16 protein-coding genes are annotated in these 16,087 nt (G+C 68.6%); 12 read left to right on the top strand and 4 right to left on the bottom strand.

All coding sequences use genetic code 11. The annotated features are described in order from the left end of the window. Positions 1 to 137: 137 nt before the first annotated feature. Entirely contained in the window at positions 138 to 1,118 is a 981-nt protein-coding gene (locus ABZU72_RS11570; protein ID WP_355018996.1) for a helix-turn-helix domain-containing protein, read from the top strand. Between the two features lie 12 nt (positions 1,119 to 1,130). Here the strand turns inward: ABZU72_RS11570 and ABZU72_RS11565 are convergent, their stop codons facing one another. Then, positions 1,131 to 1,703, bottom strand: coding sequence for a cob(I)yrinic acid a,c-diamide adenosyltransferase (locus ABZU72_RS11565; RefSeq protein WP_045547381.1), 573 nt, complete (start codon positions 1,701 to 1,703; stop codon positions 1,131 to 1,133). Between the two features lie 196 nt (positions 1,704 to 1,899). Here ABZU72_RS11565 and ABZU72_RS11560 point away from each other — a divergent pair, with 196 nt between their 5' ends. From ABZU72_RS11560 to ABZU72_RS11535, 6 genes are all read left to right on the top strand, one after another. After that, positions 1,900 to 2,208 carry an STAS domain-containing protein gene (locus ABZU72_RS11560; RefSeq protein WP_091047808.1) on the top strand — a complete coding sequence of 103 codons (309 nt, stop codon included), beginning with the start codon at positions 1,900 to 1,902 and terminating at the stop codon, positions 2,206 to 2,208. A gap of 92 nt (positions 2,209 to 2,300) precedes the next feature. Next, a complete protein-coding gene (locus ABZU72_RS11555) occupies positions 2,301 to 4,328 on the top strand; it encodes a protein meaA (protein WP_355018995.1) in 2,028 nt (675 codons plus the stop codon). Between the two features lie 136 nt (positions 4,329 to 4,464). Next, complete coding sequence (locus ABZU72_RS11550) at positions 4,465 to 4,890, top strand: DUF6069 family protein (RefSeq protein WP_355018994.1); 426 nt, start codon at positions 4,465 to 4,467, stop codon at positions 4,888 to 4,890. A 23-nt stretch (positions 4,891 to 4,913) separates the two neighbouring features. Continuing rightward, the gene (locus ABZU72_RS11545; RefSeq protein ID WP_355018993.1) at positions 4,914 to 5,807 is read left to right on the top strand and encodes an FAD-dependent oxidoreductase; all 894 of its coding nucleotides are present in this window, start codon (positions 4,914 to 4,916) and stop codon (positions 5,805 to 5,807) included. A gap of 21 nt (positions 5,808 to 5,828) precedes the next feature. Next, complete coding sequence (locus ABZU72_RS11540; RefSeq protein WP_008362162.1) at positions 5,829 to 6,005, top strand: hypothetical protein; 177 nt, start codon at positions 5,829 to 5,831, stop codon at positions 6,003 to 6,005. A gap of 80 nt (positions 6,006 to 6,085) precedes the next feature. Then, entirely contained in the window at positions 6,086 to 7,921 is a 1,836-nt protein-coding gene (locus tag ABZU72_RS11535; RefSeq protein WP_355018992.1) for a 5'-nucleotidase C-terminal domain-containing protein, read from the top strand. Positions 7,922 to 7,945: 24 nt separating this feature from the next. On the opposite strand, the gene ABZU72_RS11530 is transcribed toward ABZU72_RS11535, so the two are convergent. Continuing rightward, positions 7,946 to 8,194 (bottom strand): hypothetical protein, encoded by a 249-nt coding sequence (locus ABZU72_RS11530; protein ID WP_350659698.1) that lies wholly within the window; start codon positions 8,192 to 8,194, stop codon positions 7,946 to 7,948. An 89-nt stretch (positions 8,195 to 8,283) separates the two neighbouring features. Next, on the bottom strand, positions 8,284 to 8,958 hold the full coding sequence (gene nucS / locus ABZU72_RS11525; protein ID WP_008362169.1) for an endonuclease NucS: 675 nt from the start codon (positions 8,956 to 8,958) through the stop codon (positions 8,284 to 8,286). Between the two features lie 88 nt (positions 8,959 to 9,046). Here nucS and ABZU72_RS11520 point away from each other — a divergent pair, with 88 nt between their 5' ends. Further along, positions 9,047 to 10,213, top strand: a complete 1,167-nt coding sequence (locus ABZU72_RS11520) for a 3-hydroxyacyl-CoA dehydrogenase NAD-binding domain-containing protein (protein ID WP_355018991.1) — start codon at positions 9,047 to 9,049, stop codon at positions 10,211 to 10,213. A 118-nt stretch (positions 10,214 to 10,331) separates the two neighbouring features. On the opposite strand, the gene ABZU72_RS11515 is transcribed toward ABZU72_RS11520, so the two are convergent. Further along, entirely contained in the window at positions 10,332 to 10,838 is a 507-nt protein-coding gene (locus tag ABZU72_RS11515; RefSeq protein WP_355018990.1) for a polyketide cyclase, read from the bottom strand. A 62-nt stretch (positions 10,839 to 10,900) separates the two neighbouring features. On the opposite strand from ABZU72_RS11515, the gene ABZU72_RS11510 reads away from it, so the two are divergent. From ABZU72_RS11510 to ABZU72_RS11495, 4 genes are all read left to right on the top strand, one after another. Then, positions 10,901 to 12,679 (top strand): 3-hydroxybutyryl-CoA dehydrogenase, encoded by a 1,779-nt coding sequence (locus ABZU72_RS11510; protein WP_355018989.1) that lies wholly within the window; start codon positions 10,901 to 10,903, stop codon positions 12,677 to 12,679. A gap of 77 nt (positions 12,680 to 12,756) precedes the next feature. Further along, a complete protein-coding gene (locus ABZU72_RS11505) occupies positions 12,757 to 13,545 on the top strand; it encodes a hypothetical protein (protein ID WP_355018988.1) in 789 nt (262 codons plus the stop codon). Positions 13,546 to 13,562: 17 nt separating this feature from the next. Beyond that, entirely contained in the window at positions 13,563 to 14,342 is a 780-nt protein-coding gene (locus tag ABZU72_RS11500) for an alpha/beta fold hydrolase (protein WP_355018987.1), read from the top strand. Between the two features lie 50 nt (positions 14,343 to 14,392). Further along, positions 14,393 to 16,084 carry an FAD-dependent oxidoreductase gene (locus tag ABZU72_RS11495; protein WP_355018986.1) on the top strand — a complete coding sequence of 564 codons (1,692 nt, stop codon included), beginning with the start codon at positions 14,393 to 14,395 and terminating at the stop codon, positions 16,082 to 16,084. The last annotated feature ends 3 nt before the right edge of the window (positions 16,085 to 16,087 follow it).

Genomic DNA, 16,087 nt, shown 5'->3' with positions numbered 1-16,087 from the left:
CCGGACCGAGGTGGCGATGAATACTTTCGGCCAAGTTGCCGGTGAATGCAAGTCGAACCGCCATGGCGGGAATGTGACGTGTCGTATATCTGCCATGATGACCGTCGTTCGTTCCCCGCCACGGAAAGGCATCTCGGATGCTCGATGCGCTCGGTCTCGACAATCTCGAGGAGACGGTCTACCGCCAGCTGGTCGCCGCGCCGTCGGCCAACCTCGAAGAGCTGGCCGAAGCGGCCGACCTGGACGCCTACGCGGTCTCGGCGGTGCTGTCCGCGCTGGAGGGCAAGGGCCTGGTCGCCCGCGCCTCGGCCGGTCAGGACCGCTACGTCGCCTCCCCGCCGGCGGTGGCGCTCGGGGCGCTGCTCGTCCAGCGTCAGGACGAGCTGCGCCGCGCGCAGGTCGAGATGACCGAGCTCGCCGGGCTCTATCGCGGCTCGGTCGCCCGCCGGGACGTGGCCGACGTCGTCGACGTCGTGCACGGCACCGAGGCCATCGCCCAGCGGTTCGCCCAGCTGCAGTACTCGGCGAAGAAGTGCATCCAGGCGCTGCAGAAGCCGCAGGCCGCGGTCGTCACCCGGGAGGACGCCGACGAGGCGGAGCGGGCCGCGATCGAACGAGGCGTCCGGCACGACATCGTCCTCGAGCGCTCCGTCTTCGACACCCCCGGCATCTACGAGAGCATCGACTCCGGCCTCGAGATCGGGATCGAGCTACGGGTCGTGCCAACGGTGCCGCTGCGCGCCTTCATCGTCGACCGGGAGATCGCCCTGATCCCGTTGATGAACGGTGAGCACAACACGGTCCAGGACGCCCTGCTGCTCCACCCCAGCGGTCTCCTCGACGCGATCATCGCCCTCTTCGACCTGATCTGGACCTCGGCCCCCAAGCTCGTCGCGACGCCCGAGGGCACGGTCGAGACGGCCGCCGATCGCCTCGAGCCCCTGGACACCAAGGTGCTCTCGCTGCTGCTCGCCGGCCTGACCGATGCCTCCATCGGGGCGCAGCTCGGGCTGTCGCTGCGTACGGTCCAGCGGCGGGTGCGCCAGATGATGGATCGCGCGCAGGTCGACACCCGCCTCCAGCTCGGCTACGAGGCGGGGCGTCGCGGCTGGCTGTGAGGTTCGTGCGCCTCAGCGCTCGCCGCCCGGCACCCACAGGACGTCGCCCTGCTCGCGGTTGGCGTGCCGCGCGAGGATGAAGAGCAGGTCGCTGAGGCGGTTGAGGTAGGTGAGCGCGAGCTTGTTCATGGTCTCGCCGTGGACCTCGTACGCAGCCCAGGCCGCCCGCTCCGCGCGGCGCACGACGGTGCGGGCGACGTGCAGGTGGGCCGCGGCCACCGTGCCGCCGGAGAGGATGAACGAGCGGAGCTTCTCCAGGGGCTCGTTGTAGTCGTCGCACCAGGCCTCGAGCCGGTCGATGTAGGCCTGCTCGACGCGGAGCGGCGGATACTCGGGGTCGGCCACGACCGGGGTCGAGAGGTCGGCGCCCACGTCGAAGAGGTCGTTCTGGACGGTCGTCAGCACCTTCACGACGTCCTCGTCGATGCCGCCATGAGCCAGCGCGACACCGATCGCCGCCCCGGCCTCGTCGGTCGTCGCGTACGCCTCCAGTCGCAGATCGGTCTTGGCGGTCAGGCTCATGTCGCCGAGCCGGGTCTCACCGGCGTCGCCGGTGCGGGTGTAGATGCGCGTCAGGTTGACCATGCGCTGAGCCTATTCGGACAGCCCATTTTCGGCGAACGTGGTCGATCGATAGAAAATTGGGACAAGAGTGACGAATGAGGCTGGTGAGGTGCAACCAATCGAAGCGGCCGCGCGTCATAGTGGGCGAGAGGGAGCGTCATGTAGGCGTAGAGCTTCTGTGTAGGGCAATCCACTTCCTGGGGGATGGAGGCAGGGCATGGAGATCTTGATCGACGGGCCGACGCTGGTGCTGAGCGGAGATTTCGACGTACGCAGCACCTGGATGGCACGCAGCGTGATCTACGACCATCTCGACTCGGTGGAGGGTGACGTCGTGCTCGACGTCTCCGGCGTCAACAGCGCCGATGTGACGGCGCTGAAGCTGCTCGCCGTCGCGACCCGGCAGGCCCATGCCGAGGGCCGTCGACTCACTCTGCAGGGCTGCACCCCCGCGGTGCGCCGGATGCTCCACCTCTCGAGGCTCTATCGTGTTCTCGAGGTGGAGAACTCACCGCTCATCGCCTAGCGGCGCGGTGGGTAAAGGAGTGGCCCGGTGAGTGACATCTTCCACACCGGAGCCGGTTACTGATCGGTAACCGAGGGGCTAGCATGCCTCTTATGACGGACACCACGCCTTCGGGACAGAGCCGCCCGGCGAAGGATCGCTCGTGGCTGATGCGGACGTACGCCGGCCACTCGACCGCCGAGGCGTCCAACCAGCTCTATCGCAACAACCTCGCCAAGGGCCAGACCGGTCTCTCGGTCGCCTTCGATCTGCCCACGCAGACCGGCTACGACCCCGACAGCGTCCTCGCCCGCGGTGAGGTCGGCAAGGTGGGCGTGCCGATCATGCACATGGGGGAGATGCGCAAGCTCTTCGACCAGATCCCGCTCACCGAGATGAACACCTCGATGACGATCAACGCGACCGCCATGTGGCTGCTCGCGATGTATCAGGTCGCCGCCGAGGAGCAGAACCCGGGGATGGACCCGGCCGAGGTGGCCGCCAAGCTGGCCGGCACCACCCAGAACGACATCATCAAGGAGTATCTCTCCCGGGGGACGTACGTCTTCCCGCCGGAGCACTCCCTGCGGCTGATCAGCGACATGATCGCCTACACGGTCCACCAGATCCCCAAGTGGAACCCGATCAACATCTGCAGCTATCACCTGCAGGAGGCCGGGGCCACGCCGGTGCAGGAGATCGCCTACGCGATGTGCACCGCCATCTCGGTCCTCGACCAGGTCAAGGCCTCCGGTCAGGTGTCCGAGGAGGACTTCGGCAAGGTCGTCGGCCGGATCTCGTTCTTCGTCAACGCGGGCGTGCGGTTCGTCGAGGAGATGTGCAAGATGCGCGCCTTCGTCGAGCTGTGGGACGAGATCACCCGTGAGCGCTACGGCGTCGAGGACCCGAAGATGCGCCGGTTCCGCTACGGCGTACAGGTCAACTCCCTCGGCCTGACCGAGGCGCAGCCGGAGAACAACGTCCAGCGCATCGTGCTGGAGATGCTCGCGGTGACGCTGTCCAAGAACGCGCGGGCGCGCGCGGTGCAGCTGCCCGCCTGGAACGAGGCGCTCGGCCTCCCGCGTCCGTGGGACCAGCAGTGGTCGCTGCGCCTGCAGCAGGTGCTCGCCTACGAGTCCGATCTGCTGGAGTACGGCGACCTCTTCGACGGCTCGCCGGTCGTCGAGGCCAAGGTGGCCGAGCTCGTCGCGGGCGCCAAGGAGGAGATCGACCGGGTCCAGGCCATGGGCGGCGCGATCGCCGCGGTCGACACCGGCTACATGAAGTCCGAGCTGGTCTCCTCGCACGCGCGCCGTCGAGCCGCCATCGAGTCCGGCGAGGAGATCATCGTCGGCGTCAACAAGTTCACCACCACCGAGCCGAGCCCGCTGACGGCGGATCTGGACGCCGCGATCATGGTCGCCGACCCTCGCGCTGAGGAGGCCGCCAAGGCCTCCCTCGAGGCCTGGAAGGCCGAGCGTGACGAGACGGCCGTCTCCGAGGCGCTGGCCGCTCTGGCTGCCGCCGCAAAGACCGACGCCAACCTGATGGAGGCCACCCTGGCCGCCGCCCGCGCGGGCGCGACCACGGGGGAGTGGGCCGGCACCCTGCGCGAGGTCTTCGGCGAGTTCCGGGCGCCCACCGGTGTCTCCGGTGCCGTCGGTGCCGCCGAGGCCGGCGCCGAGCTGTCGGCCGTACGCGACCGGGTCAAGGCCACCGGCGAGGAGCTCGGCGTCAAGCTGCGCATGCTCGTCGGCAAGCCGGGTCTGGACGGTCACTCCAACGGTGCCGAGCAGGTCGCCGTCCGGGCCCGTGACGCCGGTTTCGAGGTCATCTACCAGGGCATCCGGCTCACCCCGGAGCAGATCGTCGCAGCGGCGGTCGCCGAGGACGTACACGTCGTCGGGCTCTCCATCCTCTCCGGTTCGCACATGTCGCTCGTGCCGTCGGTGGTCAAGGGTCTGCGCGAGGCGGGCCTGGGTGACGTACCCATCATCGTGGGTGGCATCGTGCCGGAGTCCGACGCCAGGACGCTGATCCAGTCGGGGGTCGCGGCGGTCTACACGCCCAAGGACTTCAGCCTCACCGAGATCATGGCCGACATCGTCGAGGTCATCCGCAAGGCGAACGGTCTCTCCTGACGGGCCTCTCCTGGGTCGAGGATCGACACGGCTCCCGAAAAAACTTCGGGAACCGTGTCGATCCGGTGTCGTGGCCATTCGTGAAAGGGGCAGAGGGAGGCGGACAGCGCCTCCCGCCACTTCACGGGAGTACGAGATGTCCACGATCACCACCGCCCAGCAGACCACCCGCTCGACCCGCGCCGCCGCTCGCAAGCCTGTCTGGCTCCATGGCCTCGCTGCCACGGTCGTCGCCAGCGCGGTCGTCACCGTCCTCGCCGCGGCCGCCTCGGCGGCCGGGGTGAGCTTCGAGACCGCCAGCGGCACGATCCCGCTCGCCGGCTACGCCCAGCTGACCGCCCTCTTCTCGCTCATCGGGGTCGCGATGGCCGCGGTGATGGCCCGCGTGGCCCGCCGCCCGCGACGTACGTTCGTGGTCACCACCGTCGTGCTGACCGTCGCCTCGCTCGTTCCCGATGTCACCTTCGGCTTCGACGCCGCCAGCGCGGTCGTCCTGATGCTCCTGCACATCGTCGCCGCCGTCATCGTCATCCCGGTGCTGGCTCGTCGCCTCGCCCGGTGATCGGGCCTAGTAGCCTGCCGTGCATGCGAGTATCGGTGGTCGGAGCCGGAGTCATCGGGCTCTCGTGCGCGGTGCGGCTGCTGGAGGCCGGTCATGAGGTCAGCGTGATCGGCCGGGAGCGCACGAGCGGCACCACCTCGTCGGTGGCCGGCGGGTTCTGGTTCCCCTACCTCGCCGAGCCGCGCGACCGGGTGACTGCCTGGGCGGCCGAGACCTTCAGAGAGCTCGACCGGCTGGCCGAGGAGGAGCCGGAGGCAGGCGTACGCATGGTGCACGGCACCCAGCACAACCCCGAGGCCGACCTGTGGTGGGCCGAGCCGCTCACCGACCTGACCGTGACCGAGGGCCGCGCCGAGTTCACCGTCCCGATAGCCGAGATGCCGGTCTACCTGCCCTGGCTCGAGCGGCGGATCACAGCGGCGGGCGGGAACATCACGACCGGGACTGTCGACGACCTGGAGAGCCTGGACGCCGACGTCGTGGTCAACGCGACCGGACTCGGCTCGCGGGAGCTGGTCGGCGACAGCAGCCTCTACCCGGTCCAGGGCCAGATCGTCGTCCTCGGGCCGGGCGCCACCGAGGAGTGGCTGGAGGCCGAGGGCGACGCCCCCTCCTACGTCTTCCCGCGCGGTGGCGACACGATCGTCGGAGGTACGTCGGTGCCGCACGCCTGGGACCAGAGCCCGGACCCGCGTACGGCTGAACGGATCCTCGCCGACGCCACCGAAGCCGTGCCGGAGATCGCGAATGCCGAGGTCAGGGCCCATCTGGTCGGCCTCCGCCCGGCCCGGCCCTCGGTCCGGCTGGAGCGCGAGGGGCGGGTGGTGCACTGCTACGGCCACGGCGGCGCCGGGGTGACGCTGAGCTGGGGTTGCGCCTCCGAGGTGGCCTCGCTCGTGGAAGTAAGGCACGCCTAACCCTGCTGTTACCCTTCGAGCGTGGGCAAGAAGAGGAAGCCTCCCAAGACGGAGTGCTGCGTGTCGAAGTCGCGCTGCAAGCGGTGCCCGATCCGGATGCTCAAGGAAGGCACCCTGCCCGAGGGGATGACGGTCAAGAAGCGCCGTCTGGTCACCCTCGACGGCAAGCCGGTCAAGAAGAAGCATCTGGCTGCTTGACGGAAGGCGCCGCCAAGTTGCGTCCGAGGTGGTAGGAATTGCCTTGCATTCGATTACCTACTCGCGCAAGGACGTTACCGATGCCTCACGCCACCCGCCGCTCTGTCCTGTCCGGTGCTGCTGTCACGGGCGCCGCGGCGCTGAGCGCTGCCGGTTACACCGCCGCCCCTGCCCATGGTGTGAACGGCGCGCGCAAGCCCGACACCGTTCGGCTGACTGTGCTCGGCACGACCGACCTGCACGGCAACGTCTTCAACTGGGACTACTACAAGAACGCCGAGTTCTCGAACAGCGCCGGCAACGAGATCGGCGTCGCCAAGGTCAAGACGCTGATCGACGCCGTCCGCGAGGATCGTCGCGGCGAGCCGATCCTCACCATCGACGCCGGTGACACCATCCAGGGCACCCCGCTGGCCTACTACTACGCCCGGATCGACCCGATCACCGAGGGCGCGATCCACCCGATGGCGCGGGCGATGAACCTGGTCGGCTATGACGCCGCCGCGCTCGGCAACCACGAGTTCAACTACGGCATCGACACGATCCGGAAGTTCGAGGAGCAGGTGAACTTCCCGATGCTCGGCGCCAACGCGGTCGACCCGTCGACCAAGCTGCCGGTCTTCCCGCCCTACGTCATCAAGGACTACGACCTTGGCCGCGGCCGCCGTCTCCGCGTCGGTGTGCTCGGTCTGACCAACCCCGGCATCGCGATCTGGGACAAGGCCAACGTCGAGGGCAAGATGGAGTTCCCGGGGCTGGTCGAGCAGGCCAAGATCTTCGTGCCCGAGCTCAAGAAGGCCGGCTGCGACCTGGTGATCATCAGTGCCCACTCCGGCGCCGACACCTCCAGCTCCTACGGCGACGAGCTGCCCCCTGAGAATGCCTCGACCCTCGTCGCCGAGCAGGTGCCGGACGTCGACGCGATCCTCGTCGGCCACGCCCACCGGGAGATCACGCAGCGCTACGTCACCAACACCGAGACCGGCAAGCAGGTGCTGCTGACCGAGCCGCTCTACTGGGGCATGCGCGTCTCCGTGATGGACCTGGTCGTACGCCGCGAGAAGCGTCACGGAAGGCCCCGCTGGGTCCTGCAGTCGGCGACCTCGCAGACGCTCAACTCCAACACCGTGGACCCCGACCCGGAGGTCTCGGCCGCCGTGCAGGAGCAGCACGACGTCGTGGTCTCCTACGTCAACTCCGTCGTCGGCACCTCGGCGGTGGAGATGCTGGCCGCGCGGGCGGTCGTCGAGGACGTACCCATCATCGACTTCGTCAACTACGTCCAGGCCGACGCGGTCAAGGCGGCGCTCACCGGTTCCGACGCAGAGCTGCCGGTCATCTCGATCGCGGCACCGTTCAGTCGTGCCGCCGCCTTCCCCGCAGGCGAGGTGACCGTACGCGACGTGGCCGGCCTCTACATCTACGACAACACCCTGATGGCGGTACGCATCACCGGCGCCCAGCTCAAGGACTACCTCGAGTTCACCGCCCGCTACTTCAAGCAGGTCAGCGGCACCGGCCCGTTCCCGATCGACGCCGTGACCAACGCGCCGACCGACACCGCGCCCAACGGCACGCCCGACTACAACTACGACACGATCGCCGGCCTGGACGCGGCCCTGACCTACGACATCGACATCTCGGTCGCGGTGGGCTCGCGGATCACCAACCTCGCCTACGACGGCGTCGCGGTGACCGACGGGCAGGAGTTCGTACTCGCGATCAACAACTACCGTCAGTCCGGTGGCGGCGGCTTCCCGCACGTCACCGACGCCACCGTGGTCTACAACCAGCAGGTCGAGATCCGGCAGCTGCTCATCGACTGGGTCACCGAGCACCAGGTCATCGACCCGGCCGCGTTCGCCTCGGTCGACTGGCGCCTCGTCTCCGGTGGTGAGCCCATCACCGTGGAGTAGCCGCCACGGCGGTTGGGCGACGGGTCAGCGGGGGTTGGCCCAGTTGAGCAGCTGGCTCATCGAGATCAGCAGGTCGTCCAGCCGCCGTTCCACGCTGTCCAGGCGCGCGTTGACACTGTCGATCGCCGCGTCGGTGCGCTCCATTCGGCTCTTGATCGCATGGAACTCTGCCGTGTGCATCTGCTGCATCGTCAGGAGATCGATCATGATCGCCTCGACGTCGCTCACGGACAGGCGGCCCCCAACGCCATGCCCCGAGTAGTTCATGGACATGGCGTGAATCTTGTCACGCTGTTCCTACTCAAAGGTAAGGAAAGGCGTTTCCCCTGTGTGAACTTGCCTGACCGTGCACCAACTGTTGGTCAGAAGAGTCTCTCGGTCGGATCATCGAGGCCGCGGAGTGCGTCGTAGTCGACGATCGCGCAGGTGATGCCGCGGTCCTCGGCCAGCACGCGGGCCTGCGGCTTGATCGCCTGAGCGGCGAAGATGCCCCTCACCGGGGCCAGCAGCGGGTCGCGGTTGAGCAGCTCGAGATAGCGGGTCAGCTGCTCGACGCCGTCGATCTCACCGCGCCGCTTGATCTCGACCGCGACCGACTTCCCGTCGGCGTCGCGGCACATCAGGTCGACCGGCCCGATCGCAGTCGGGTACTCCCGGCGTACGAGGGTCAGGCCCTCGCCCAGCGTCGCCGGGTGGTCGGCGAGGAGCTCCTGGAGGTGCTTCTCGACGCCGTCCTTCTGTAGGCCGGGGTCGATGCCGAGGTCGTGCGAGGTCTCGTGGTGGATCTCGTCGATCAGGATCCGCAGGGTGTCGTCCGTCTTGGATGTGACGGTCCACTCGACGCGGCCGTCCTCGGACTTGCCCTCCGAGAGGGTGCAGGGCGGCGACATCCAGTTGAGGGGCTTGTAGGAGCCCCCGTCGGAGTGGACCAGCACCGATCCGTCGGCCTTGAGCATCAACACCCTGGTGGCCATCGGAAGGTGGGCGGTGAGCCGCCCCGCGTAGTCGACCTGGCAGGTGGCAACGACGAGTCTCACCGGGAGAACGTATCGCATGGCCCCATGTGAGCAGCGTCACGCCACTAGGGGTTACTCACGGGTAATAAATTTGGCAGTCTTCCGTCGCATGACGGTTTCGACCCAGGGTTCCATCCACGACGTGCTCGTGCTGCCCTACCTCAACCACGCCATTCGCATGCTCGAGTCGGGCTACGCCACCGCCACCGACATCGACAACGCCATGTGCTTCGGCTGCGGCTACCCCCAGGGGCCGCTGGCCACGGCCGACGAGATCGGCGCCGCCGCCGTACGCGACGCGCTGCTCGCCCGCTTCGAGGAGACCGGCGACAACCTGCACAAGCCCGCCGATCTGCTCACCAAGGTCGCCGGCGAGGCCGGGACGTTCGCCGCGGTGGCCGGGGACCACGCCAAGGCTCCGGAGCTGCGCCACACGATCGAGAGGATCGGCGTGGTCGGCACCGGCACGATGGCCTCGGGCATCGTCCAGGTCTTCGCCCAGGCCGGGTACGACGTCGTCTTCGTCGGCCGCTCCCAGGAGAAGCTCGACGGGGTCGTCGCCGGCATCACCAAGTCGCTCGACAAGGCCATCGCGAAGGGCCGCTCGGACGAGGAGACCAAGGCCGCGGTGCTCGGCCGCCTCACCGGTAGCACCTCGCGCGAGGATCTCGGCGAGGCCGACCTGATCGTCGAGGGCATCGCCGAGGACCTCGAGGTCAAGACCGAGCTCTTCAAGGACCTCGACCGGATCGCCAAGCCGGGGGCGATCCTCGCGACGACGACCAGCTCGATGCCGATCACCGAGCTCGCCAAGGTGACCGCACGCCCCGGGGACGTCATCGGGATGCACTTCTTCAACCCCGCGCCGGTCATGAAGCTCGTCGAGGTGGTCACCACCGACCTCACGTCGCCCGAGGTCGATGAGACCGTGCGCGCACTGTCCACCGCGGTCAAGAAGGTCCCGGTCTCCTGCGGCGACCGCTCCGGCTTCATCGTCAACGCGCTGCTGTTCCCCTACCTCAACGACGCGGTCAAGCTGCACGAGTCCGGCGTGGCCATCGCCGAGATCGACGCCGCGATCAAGGAGACCGCGGGCTTCCCGATGGGCCCCTTCGAGCTCCTCGACGTCGTCGGCAACGACGTCTCCCTGGCCATCCAGTCCGAGCTCCGCAACGAGTTCGGCGAGCCCGGCTTCGACCCCGCCGCCCTGCTGGTCCAGAAGGTCCAGGAAGGCAAGCTCGGCCGCAAGACCGGCGAGGGCTTCCACACCTACTGATCTCCGGCCCCGCTGAGAAGTCACGTACGTCGGCCGAGGCGTCACCTACGCGAATCGAGTCGGCACTTCGGTGCCGACTCGATTCGCGCGAGTGACGCCTCGGCATGCGGGGCCTCGATCAGGGGCGGGGGTAGCCGCGGCGTACGGCTCGTTCAAGGATTCCCAGGGTGGCCCGGATGGACTTCTGGTCGATGACCGGGAAGATCGCCTTCCACTCGGGCAGAGCGGTGGACCAGTCGCAGTACGAGGTGACCCGGGTGTCGCCGGAGTCGAGCTGCTCCAGCTCGTAGCCGAAGCGGTGGCCGATGGGCGGCTTGATGGTGCCTTCGATGGTCCACTCGATCGCCCGGTCGGGTTCGAACCCGGTGATGATCACGGTGACGTCGTACTTGCCGAGCGGGTAGTCGCCGAGGGCCTCGCGGTCCATGTGGACGACGAATCGGTCGCCGACCGCGCCCACCGGCGATCCCTCCGCGGACTGGAGCATGCCGGCGGCGTCGATGGCCACATGGCCGTCGGGGTCGATGAGAACGGCGAAGATGTCGGTGGGGGAGGCGGGGATGATCCGCTCGGCGTCGATGCGTTCGGCGTCGATGCGTTCGGCGGCCTGGGTCTGGTCGGTCACAGCGCCCGAATCTAGCGGCATCACCGGCGTGCCGGACGTCACCCCATGGCAGGATGCGGGGCATGAGTGAGCGCACGATCGAGACAGTCGGAGTCGTCGGCCTGGGCACCATGGGTGCCGGGATCGCGGAGGTGTTCGCCCGCAACGGGTTCACCGTGGTCGGGGTGGAGCGGGACGAGGAGGGCCTCGAGCGTGGCAAGGCCCACCTGGCGCACTCGACGGGTCGCGCGGTCAAGCGCGGCAAGCTCAGCGAGGAGGAGCAGGAGGCGCTGCTCGGCCGGATCTCCTTCGCCACCGACCCGACGGCGCTCAAGGACGTCGACATGGTCGTGGAGGCGGTCGTGGAGTCGCTGGAGCTGAAGAAGTCGATCCTCGCCACCCTCGACGAGATCGTGGCTCCCGAGACGATCCTGGCGACCAACACCTCGTCGCTGTCGGTGACCGAGATCTCGACCGCCTCCAACCACCCGGGTCGGGTCGTCGGCGTGCACTTCTTCAACCCCGCTCCGGTGCAGAAGTTCGTCGAGATCGTACGCACCGTGGTGACCGAGCCCGAGGTGCTCGAGGACGTGCGCGAGGTCGTCGGCAAGGTCGGCAAGTCGCCGGTCGTCTGCGGCGACCGGGCCGGGTTCATCGCCAACGCGCTGCTCTTCGGCTACCTGAACCACGCGGTCTCGATGTTCGAGGGCCACTACGCCACCCGCGAGGACATCGACACCGCGATGCGGCTGGGCTGCGGCTACCCGATGGGACCGCTGGCGCTGCTGGACCTGATCGGCCTGGACACCTCCTACGAGATCCTCGACACGATGTACCGCCAGGGTCGCGACCGGCTGCACGCCCCCGCGCCGATCCTCAAGCAGATGGTCACCGCCGGGATGCTCGGGCGGAAGTCGGGCCGCGGCTTCTACACCTACGAGGCCGCCGACTCGCCGGTCGTCGTCCCGGACGCGCTGACCCCGAGCGCCGACGCCACCCACGAGCTGCGCCGCCCGATCTCGAAGATCGGTGTCGTCGGCACCGGCACGATGGCCTCCGGGATCGTCGAGGTCTTCGCCAAGGGCGGCTACGACGTGACGTACGTCGGGCGCAGCCCCGACAAGGTCGACGGTGTCGCCGCGCGGATCACCAAGAGCCTCGACAAGGCGATCGGACGGGGCAAGCTGGAGGAGTCGGCGAAGCCGCAGATCCTCGGCCGGCTCACCGGCACGACTTCCCTGGACGACCTGGCCGACGTCGACATCGTCGTGGAGGCTATCGCCGAGGACCTGGCCATCAAGACCACGCTCTTCGAGAACCTCGACGACATCTGCAAGCCGGGCGCGATCCTGGCGACCACGACCTCGAGCCTGCCGGTCATCGAGCTGGCGAAGGTGACCAAGCGGCCGTCCGACGTCGTCGGGATGCACTTCTTCAACCCGGCGCCGGTGATGAAGCTGGTCGAGGTCGTCTCCACCGTGACCACGGACGAGGAGGTCTCCGAGACCGTCCGCGCCCTCTGCAAGGAGGTCGGCAAGTCGCCGGTCTCGTGCGGGGACCGGGCCGGCTTCATCGTCAACGCGCTGCTCTTCCCCTACCTCAACGACGCGGTCAAGATGCTCGAGGGTCACTACGCGACCGCCGACGACATCGACACCGCGATGAAGCTCGGCTGTGCACTGCCGATGGGTCCGTTCGAGCTGCTCGACGTCGTCGGCAACGACGTCTCGCTGGCCATCGAGCGCGAGCTCTACCTGGAGTTCCGCGAGCCGGGCTTCGCGCCCGCGCCGCTGCTGGAGCACCTGGTCACCGCCGGTTACCTCGGCCGCAAGACCGGCAAGGGCTTCCGCGACTACAGCTGAAGCGAAGCCCGAAGCAACATGCACAGCTGACAAGAGGTCACTCCCGGCCCGACCACCGTGGCAGTACGCTGAAAGACGTGGGACTTCTGATCGCACTTCTCATCGTCGTCGCGGTGATCGGGACCGTGGTAGTGACCAGCAAGCGTTCGCAGGCGCGAGCGCTGGAAAAGCAGCGCGCTGACCTCGAGCCGGTCAAGCAGCTCGCCTTCGAGGACGTGACCGCCTTCGGTGAAGAGCTGCAGAGGCTTGACCTGGACATGGCCGGCAAGGAGCTCGACGAGGGCGCCAACGCCGACTACCAGCGCGCGCTGGACGAATACGAGACCGCCAAGCGCACCGTCGACAAGATGACCGTGCCCGACGACGTCAAGAAGATCACGACGATCGTCGAGGACGGCCGCTACGCGATCGCCTGCGTCGAGGCACGCGTCGCCGGCGAGCCGCTGCCGAAGCGCCGCCCGCCGTGCTTCTTCGACCCCCGCCACGGGCTCTCGGTCGAGGACGTGGCCTGGGCGCCGCCGGGCGGCACCAGCCGTGACGTACCCGCCTGTGCGCTCGACGCCGAGCGCGTCAAGGTCGGCGCGGAGCCCGACACCCGCAAGGTGATGGTCGGCAACGAGCGCGTTCCCTACTGGCAAGGTGGCCCGGCCTACCGGCCCTACGCCGCCGGCTACTTCGGCGCCTTCTCGCCGATGGACTGGATGTTCGCCGGGCTGATGTTCAGCGCGTTCGGCGGCTTCGACGCCTTCGGCGAGATCGGCGAGGGCATGGGCGACGCGATCGGCGGCATCGGCGAGGGTATGGGCGACATGTTCGGCGGGATCGGCGACGGCATCGGCGACATGTTCGACGGCTTCGATTTCTAGCGGCGTACGCTTCCCCAGTGCCACCACTTCATACGCTCGAGCTCGGCGACGCCGGAAGTCGGGTTGTCTTCCTGCACGGACTCTTCGGACAGGGACGGAACTGGAACACGCTCGGCAAGCAGCTGGCCGACAAGCATCGGGTCACGCTCGTCGACCTGCCGCACCACGGTCGCTCTCCGCAGCCTGACACCTTCGACTACCTCGACGTGACCGCGGCCGTTGCCGAGCTGCTCTCGGCCGATGACCCCGCGACCGTGGTCGGCCACTCGATGGGCGGCAAGGTGGCGATGCTGCTCGCGATCACCCGCCCCGAGCTGGTCGCGAAGCTCGTCGTGGCCGACATGTCCCCGGTCGTCTACGAGCGCGTCGGCGGCTTCAAGACGTACGTCGACGCCATGCAGAGCCTCGACCTGGACCGCATCACCCGCCGCGAGGAGGCCGACGCCGGGATGCAGGAGGCGGTCCCGGACCCGACGATCCGCGGCTTCCTGCTGCAGAACCTGCGCCGCGACGGCGACAGCTGGCGCTGGTCCATGAATCTCCCCGTCCTGGGCCGCGACCTGGACCGCATCGGCGACTGGCCGGCCCACGAGCTGAAGGCGTACGACCCGTACGACGGGCCCGTGATGTGGGTGGCCGGCGAGCTGTCCAACTACGTCACCGACGAGTACGCGTCGGCGATGAAGGAGTGGTTCCCGCGCTACCGCAAGGTGACGATCAAGGGCGCCGGGCACTGGGTCCACTCCGAGAAGCCGGAGACCTTCCTCGCGGCCCTTCGCCAGTTTCTCGGCGACTGAGACACCGAAACAGACGGAGTGCCTGCCGAGCCGCGTCTACGCTGTGCGGCATGGAGCGTGACAAGCCAGTCATCGTGCTGGTCGGCGGCGAGCACGCCGACGTCGTCGAGCGGGAGTTCCGGGCCCGATATGACCGTGACTACCGGATCGAGCCGGTGGTGGGCTTCGCCGCGGGTCTCGACAGGACACGCTCCCTCGTGGCCGAGGGTGCGCAGATCGCGATGGTCGCCGCCGAGCACGTCCTCGACGAAGGCACCTCGATCGAGTTCCTGCACCACGTACCGGCCATCGTGGCGACGGCACGTCGCGTGGCGCTGGTCTCGTGGGATGACTTCGCCGATGCGCTCGACGACCTGCGCGCCGCGGCGCTCCAGCGCGAGATGGACACCTTCGTGCTCATCCCGCGCGGCCCGCGGGACGAGGAGTTCCATACCGCGCTGATCGAGCTGCTCTCCGAATGGGGGTGGTCGGTGGGCAGACCCCTGGTGACCGTGACCGACGTCGTGGCCGAGCCGGGCGACCGCGACGCGGCGGCGGTGCGCGACCTGCTGGAACGGATGGGCTTCCCGCATCGCTCGCTGGGGCCGAGCGACGACGAGGCGCAGGAGCTCATCGAGGCCGCCGGTCCGGGGGCACGGCTGCCTCTGGTTCGTACCTTCACGGGACGCGTGGTCTCCGGGGCGACGGCGGCGACGGCCGCCGAGGCCATCTATGGCGGGTTCGACGAGATTCCGGAGGGCGTGATCGCCGATGTCGCCATCGTGGGCGGCGGACCGGCGGGCCTCGCGGCGGCGGTCTATGCGGCGTCGGAGGGGTTGGCGACGGTCCTCGTGGAGCGCGACGCGATCGGCGGCCAAGCGGGCTCCAGCTCCATGATCCGCAACTACCTCGGCTTCCCGCGCGGGATCTCAGGCATGCGCCTCGCCCAGCGATCCCGCATCCAGGCCGGACGGTTCGGTGCGCGCTTCTTCACCGGACGCCCGGTGACCCGGATCGAGCCTGGCCCGGCCGACGAGCCCGAGCACCAGCACGTGCACGTGCGCGGCGCGCAGTTCTGCGCCCGTACGGTCGTGCTCGCGATGGGCGTGACCTACCGGCGTCTCGGGGTCGCCGGTGTGGATGACCTCGTGGGTGTGGGGGTCTACTACGGGGCCGCGACGTCGATGGCGCGCGAGATGCAGGACCGTGCCGTCTTCGTGATCGGCGGGGGCAACTCGGCCGGGCAGGCGGCCATCCACCTCGCCAAGTTCGCGAGCGAGGTGACGATCCTGGTCCGCCGTCACGAGGTCGCGGAGACCATGTCGGCCTATCTGGTGCGTGAGATCGAGGCGACGTCGAACATCCAGGTCCGGACCCGCACGGTCGTCGCCGACGGCGGGGGCGAGGGCCAGCTGGAGTGGTTGCGACTGGAGAACCTGGACACCGGCGAGGACACCAAGACCGCTGCCGACGGCCTCTTCTGCCTGCTCGGAGCGGAACCCGACTGTGCGTGGCTGGCAGAGGCGGTGGCGCTCGACGAGCACGGGTTCGTCCTGACCGGCCGCGACGTACCGCGAGACGCGTGGGTCGAGGGGAACCCGCCTGCGAGCCTGGAGACGACCGTGCCGGGCGTCTTCGCTGTCGGCGACGCGCGCGCCGGATCCATGAAACGGGTCGCCTCTGCGAGCGGCGAGGGCGCCTCGGTGCTCCCACTCGTGCACGCCCACCTCGCGCGGATGCGCGCTCGGGAGTTCGGCGCCTGAGCC

Origin of the sequence: Nocardioides sp. NPDC004968 (genome assembly GCF_040608935.1) — a bacterium.
Taxonomy (GTDB): domain Bacteria; phylum Actinomycetota; class Actinomycetes; order Propionibacteriales; family Nocardioidaceae; genus Nocardioides.
The sequence above is the reverse complement of the archived record's forward strand: the minus strand, read 5'-3'. Positions and strand labels throughout refer to the sequence as shown.

Excerpts from the sequence above, each read along its gene's own strand:
- ABZU72_RS11570 (WP_355018996.1), top strand. The coding sequence starts at position 138 with ATGCTCGATGCGCTCGGTCTCGACAATCTCGAGGAGACGGTCTACCGC.
- ABZU72_RS11565 (WP_045547381.1), bottom strand. The coding sequence starts at position 1,703 with ATGGTCAACCTGACGCGCATCTACACCCGCACCGGCGACGCCGGTGAG.
- ABZU72_RS11560 (WP_091047808.1), top strand. The coding sequence starts at position 1,900 with ATGGAGATCTTGATCGACGGGCCGACGCTGGTGCTGAGCGGAGATTTC.
- ABZU72_RS11555 (WP_355018995.1), top strand. The coding sequence starts at position 2,301 with ATGACGGACACCACGCCTTCGGGACAGAGCCGCCCGGCGAAGGATCGC.
- ABZU72_RS11550 (WP_355018994.1), top strand. The coding sequence starts at position 4,465 with ATGTCCACGATCACCACCGCCCAGCAGACCACCCGCTCGACCCGCGCC.
- ABZU72_RS11545 (WP_355018993.1), top strand. The coding sequence starts at position 4,914 with ATGCGAGTATCGGTGGTCGGAGCCGGAGTCATCGGGCTCTCGTGCGCG.
- ABZU72_RS11535 (WP_355018992.1), top strand. The coding sequence starts at position 6,086 with ATGCCTCACGCCACCCGCCGCTCTGTCCTGTCCGGTGCTGCTGTCACG.
- ABZU72_RS11530 (WP_350659698.1), bottom strand. The coding sequence starts at position 8,194 with ATGTCCATGAACTACTCGGGGCATGGCGTTGGGGGCCGCCTGTCCGTG.
- ABZU72_RS11520 (WP_355018991.1), top strand. The coding sequence starts at position 9,047 with ATGACGGTTTCGACCCAGGGTTCCATCCACGACGTGCTCGTGCTGCCC.
- ABZU72_RS11510 (WP_355018989.1), top strand. The coding sequence starts at position 10,901 with ATGAGTGAGCGCACGATCGAGACAGTCGGAGTCGTCGGCCTGGGCACC.
- ABZU72_RS11495 (WP_355018986.1), top strand. The coding sequence starts at position 14,393 with ATGGAGCGTGACAAGCCAGTCATCGTGCTGGTCGGCGGCGAGCACGCC.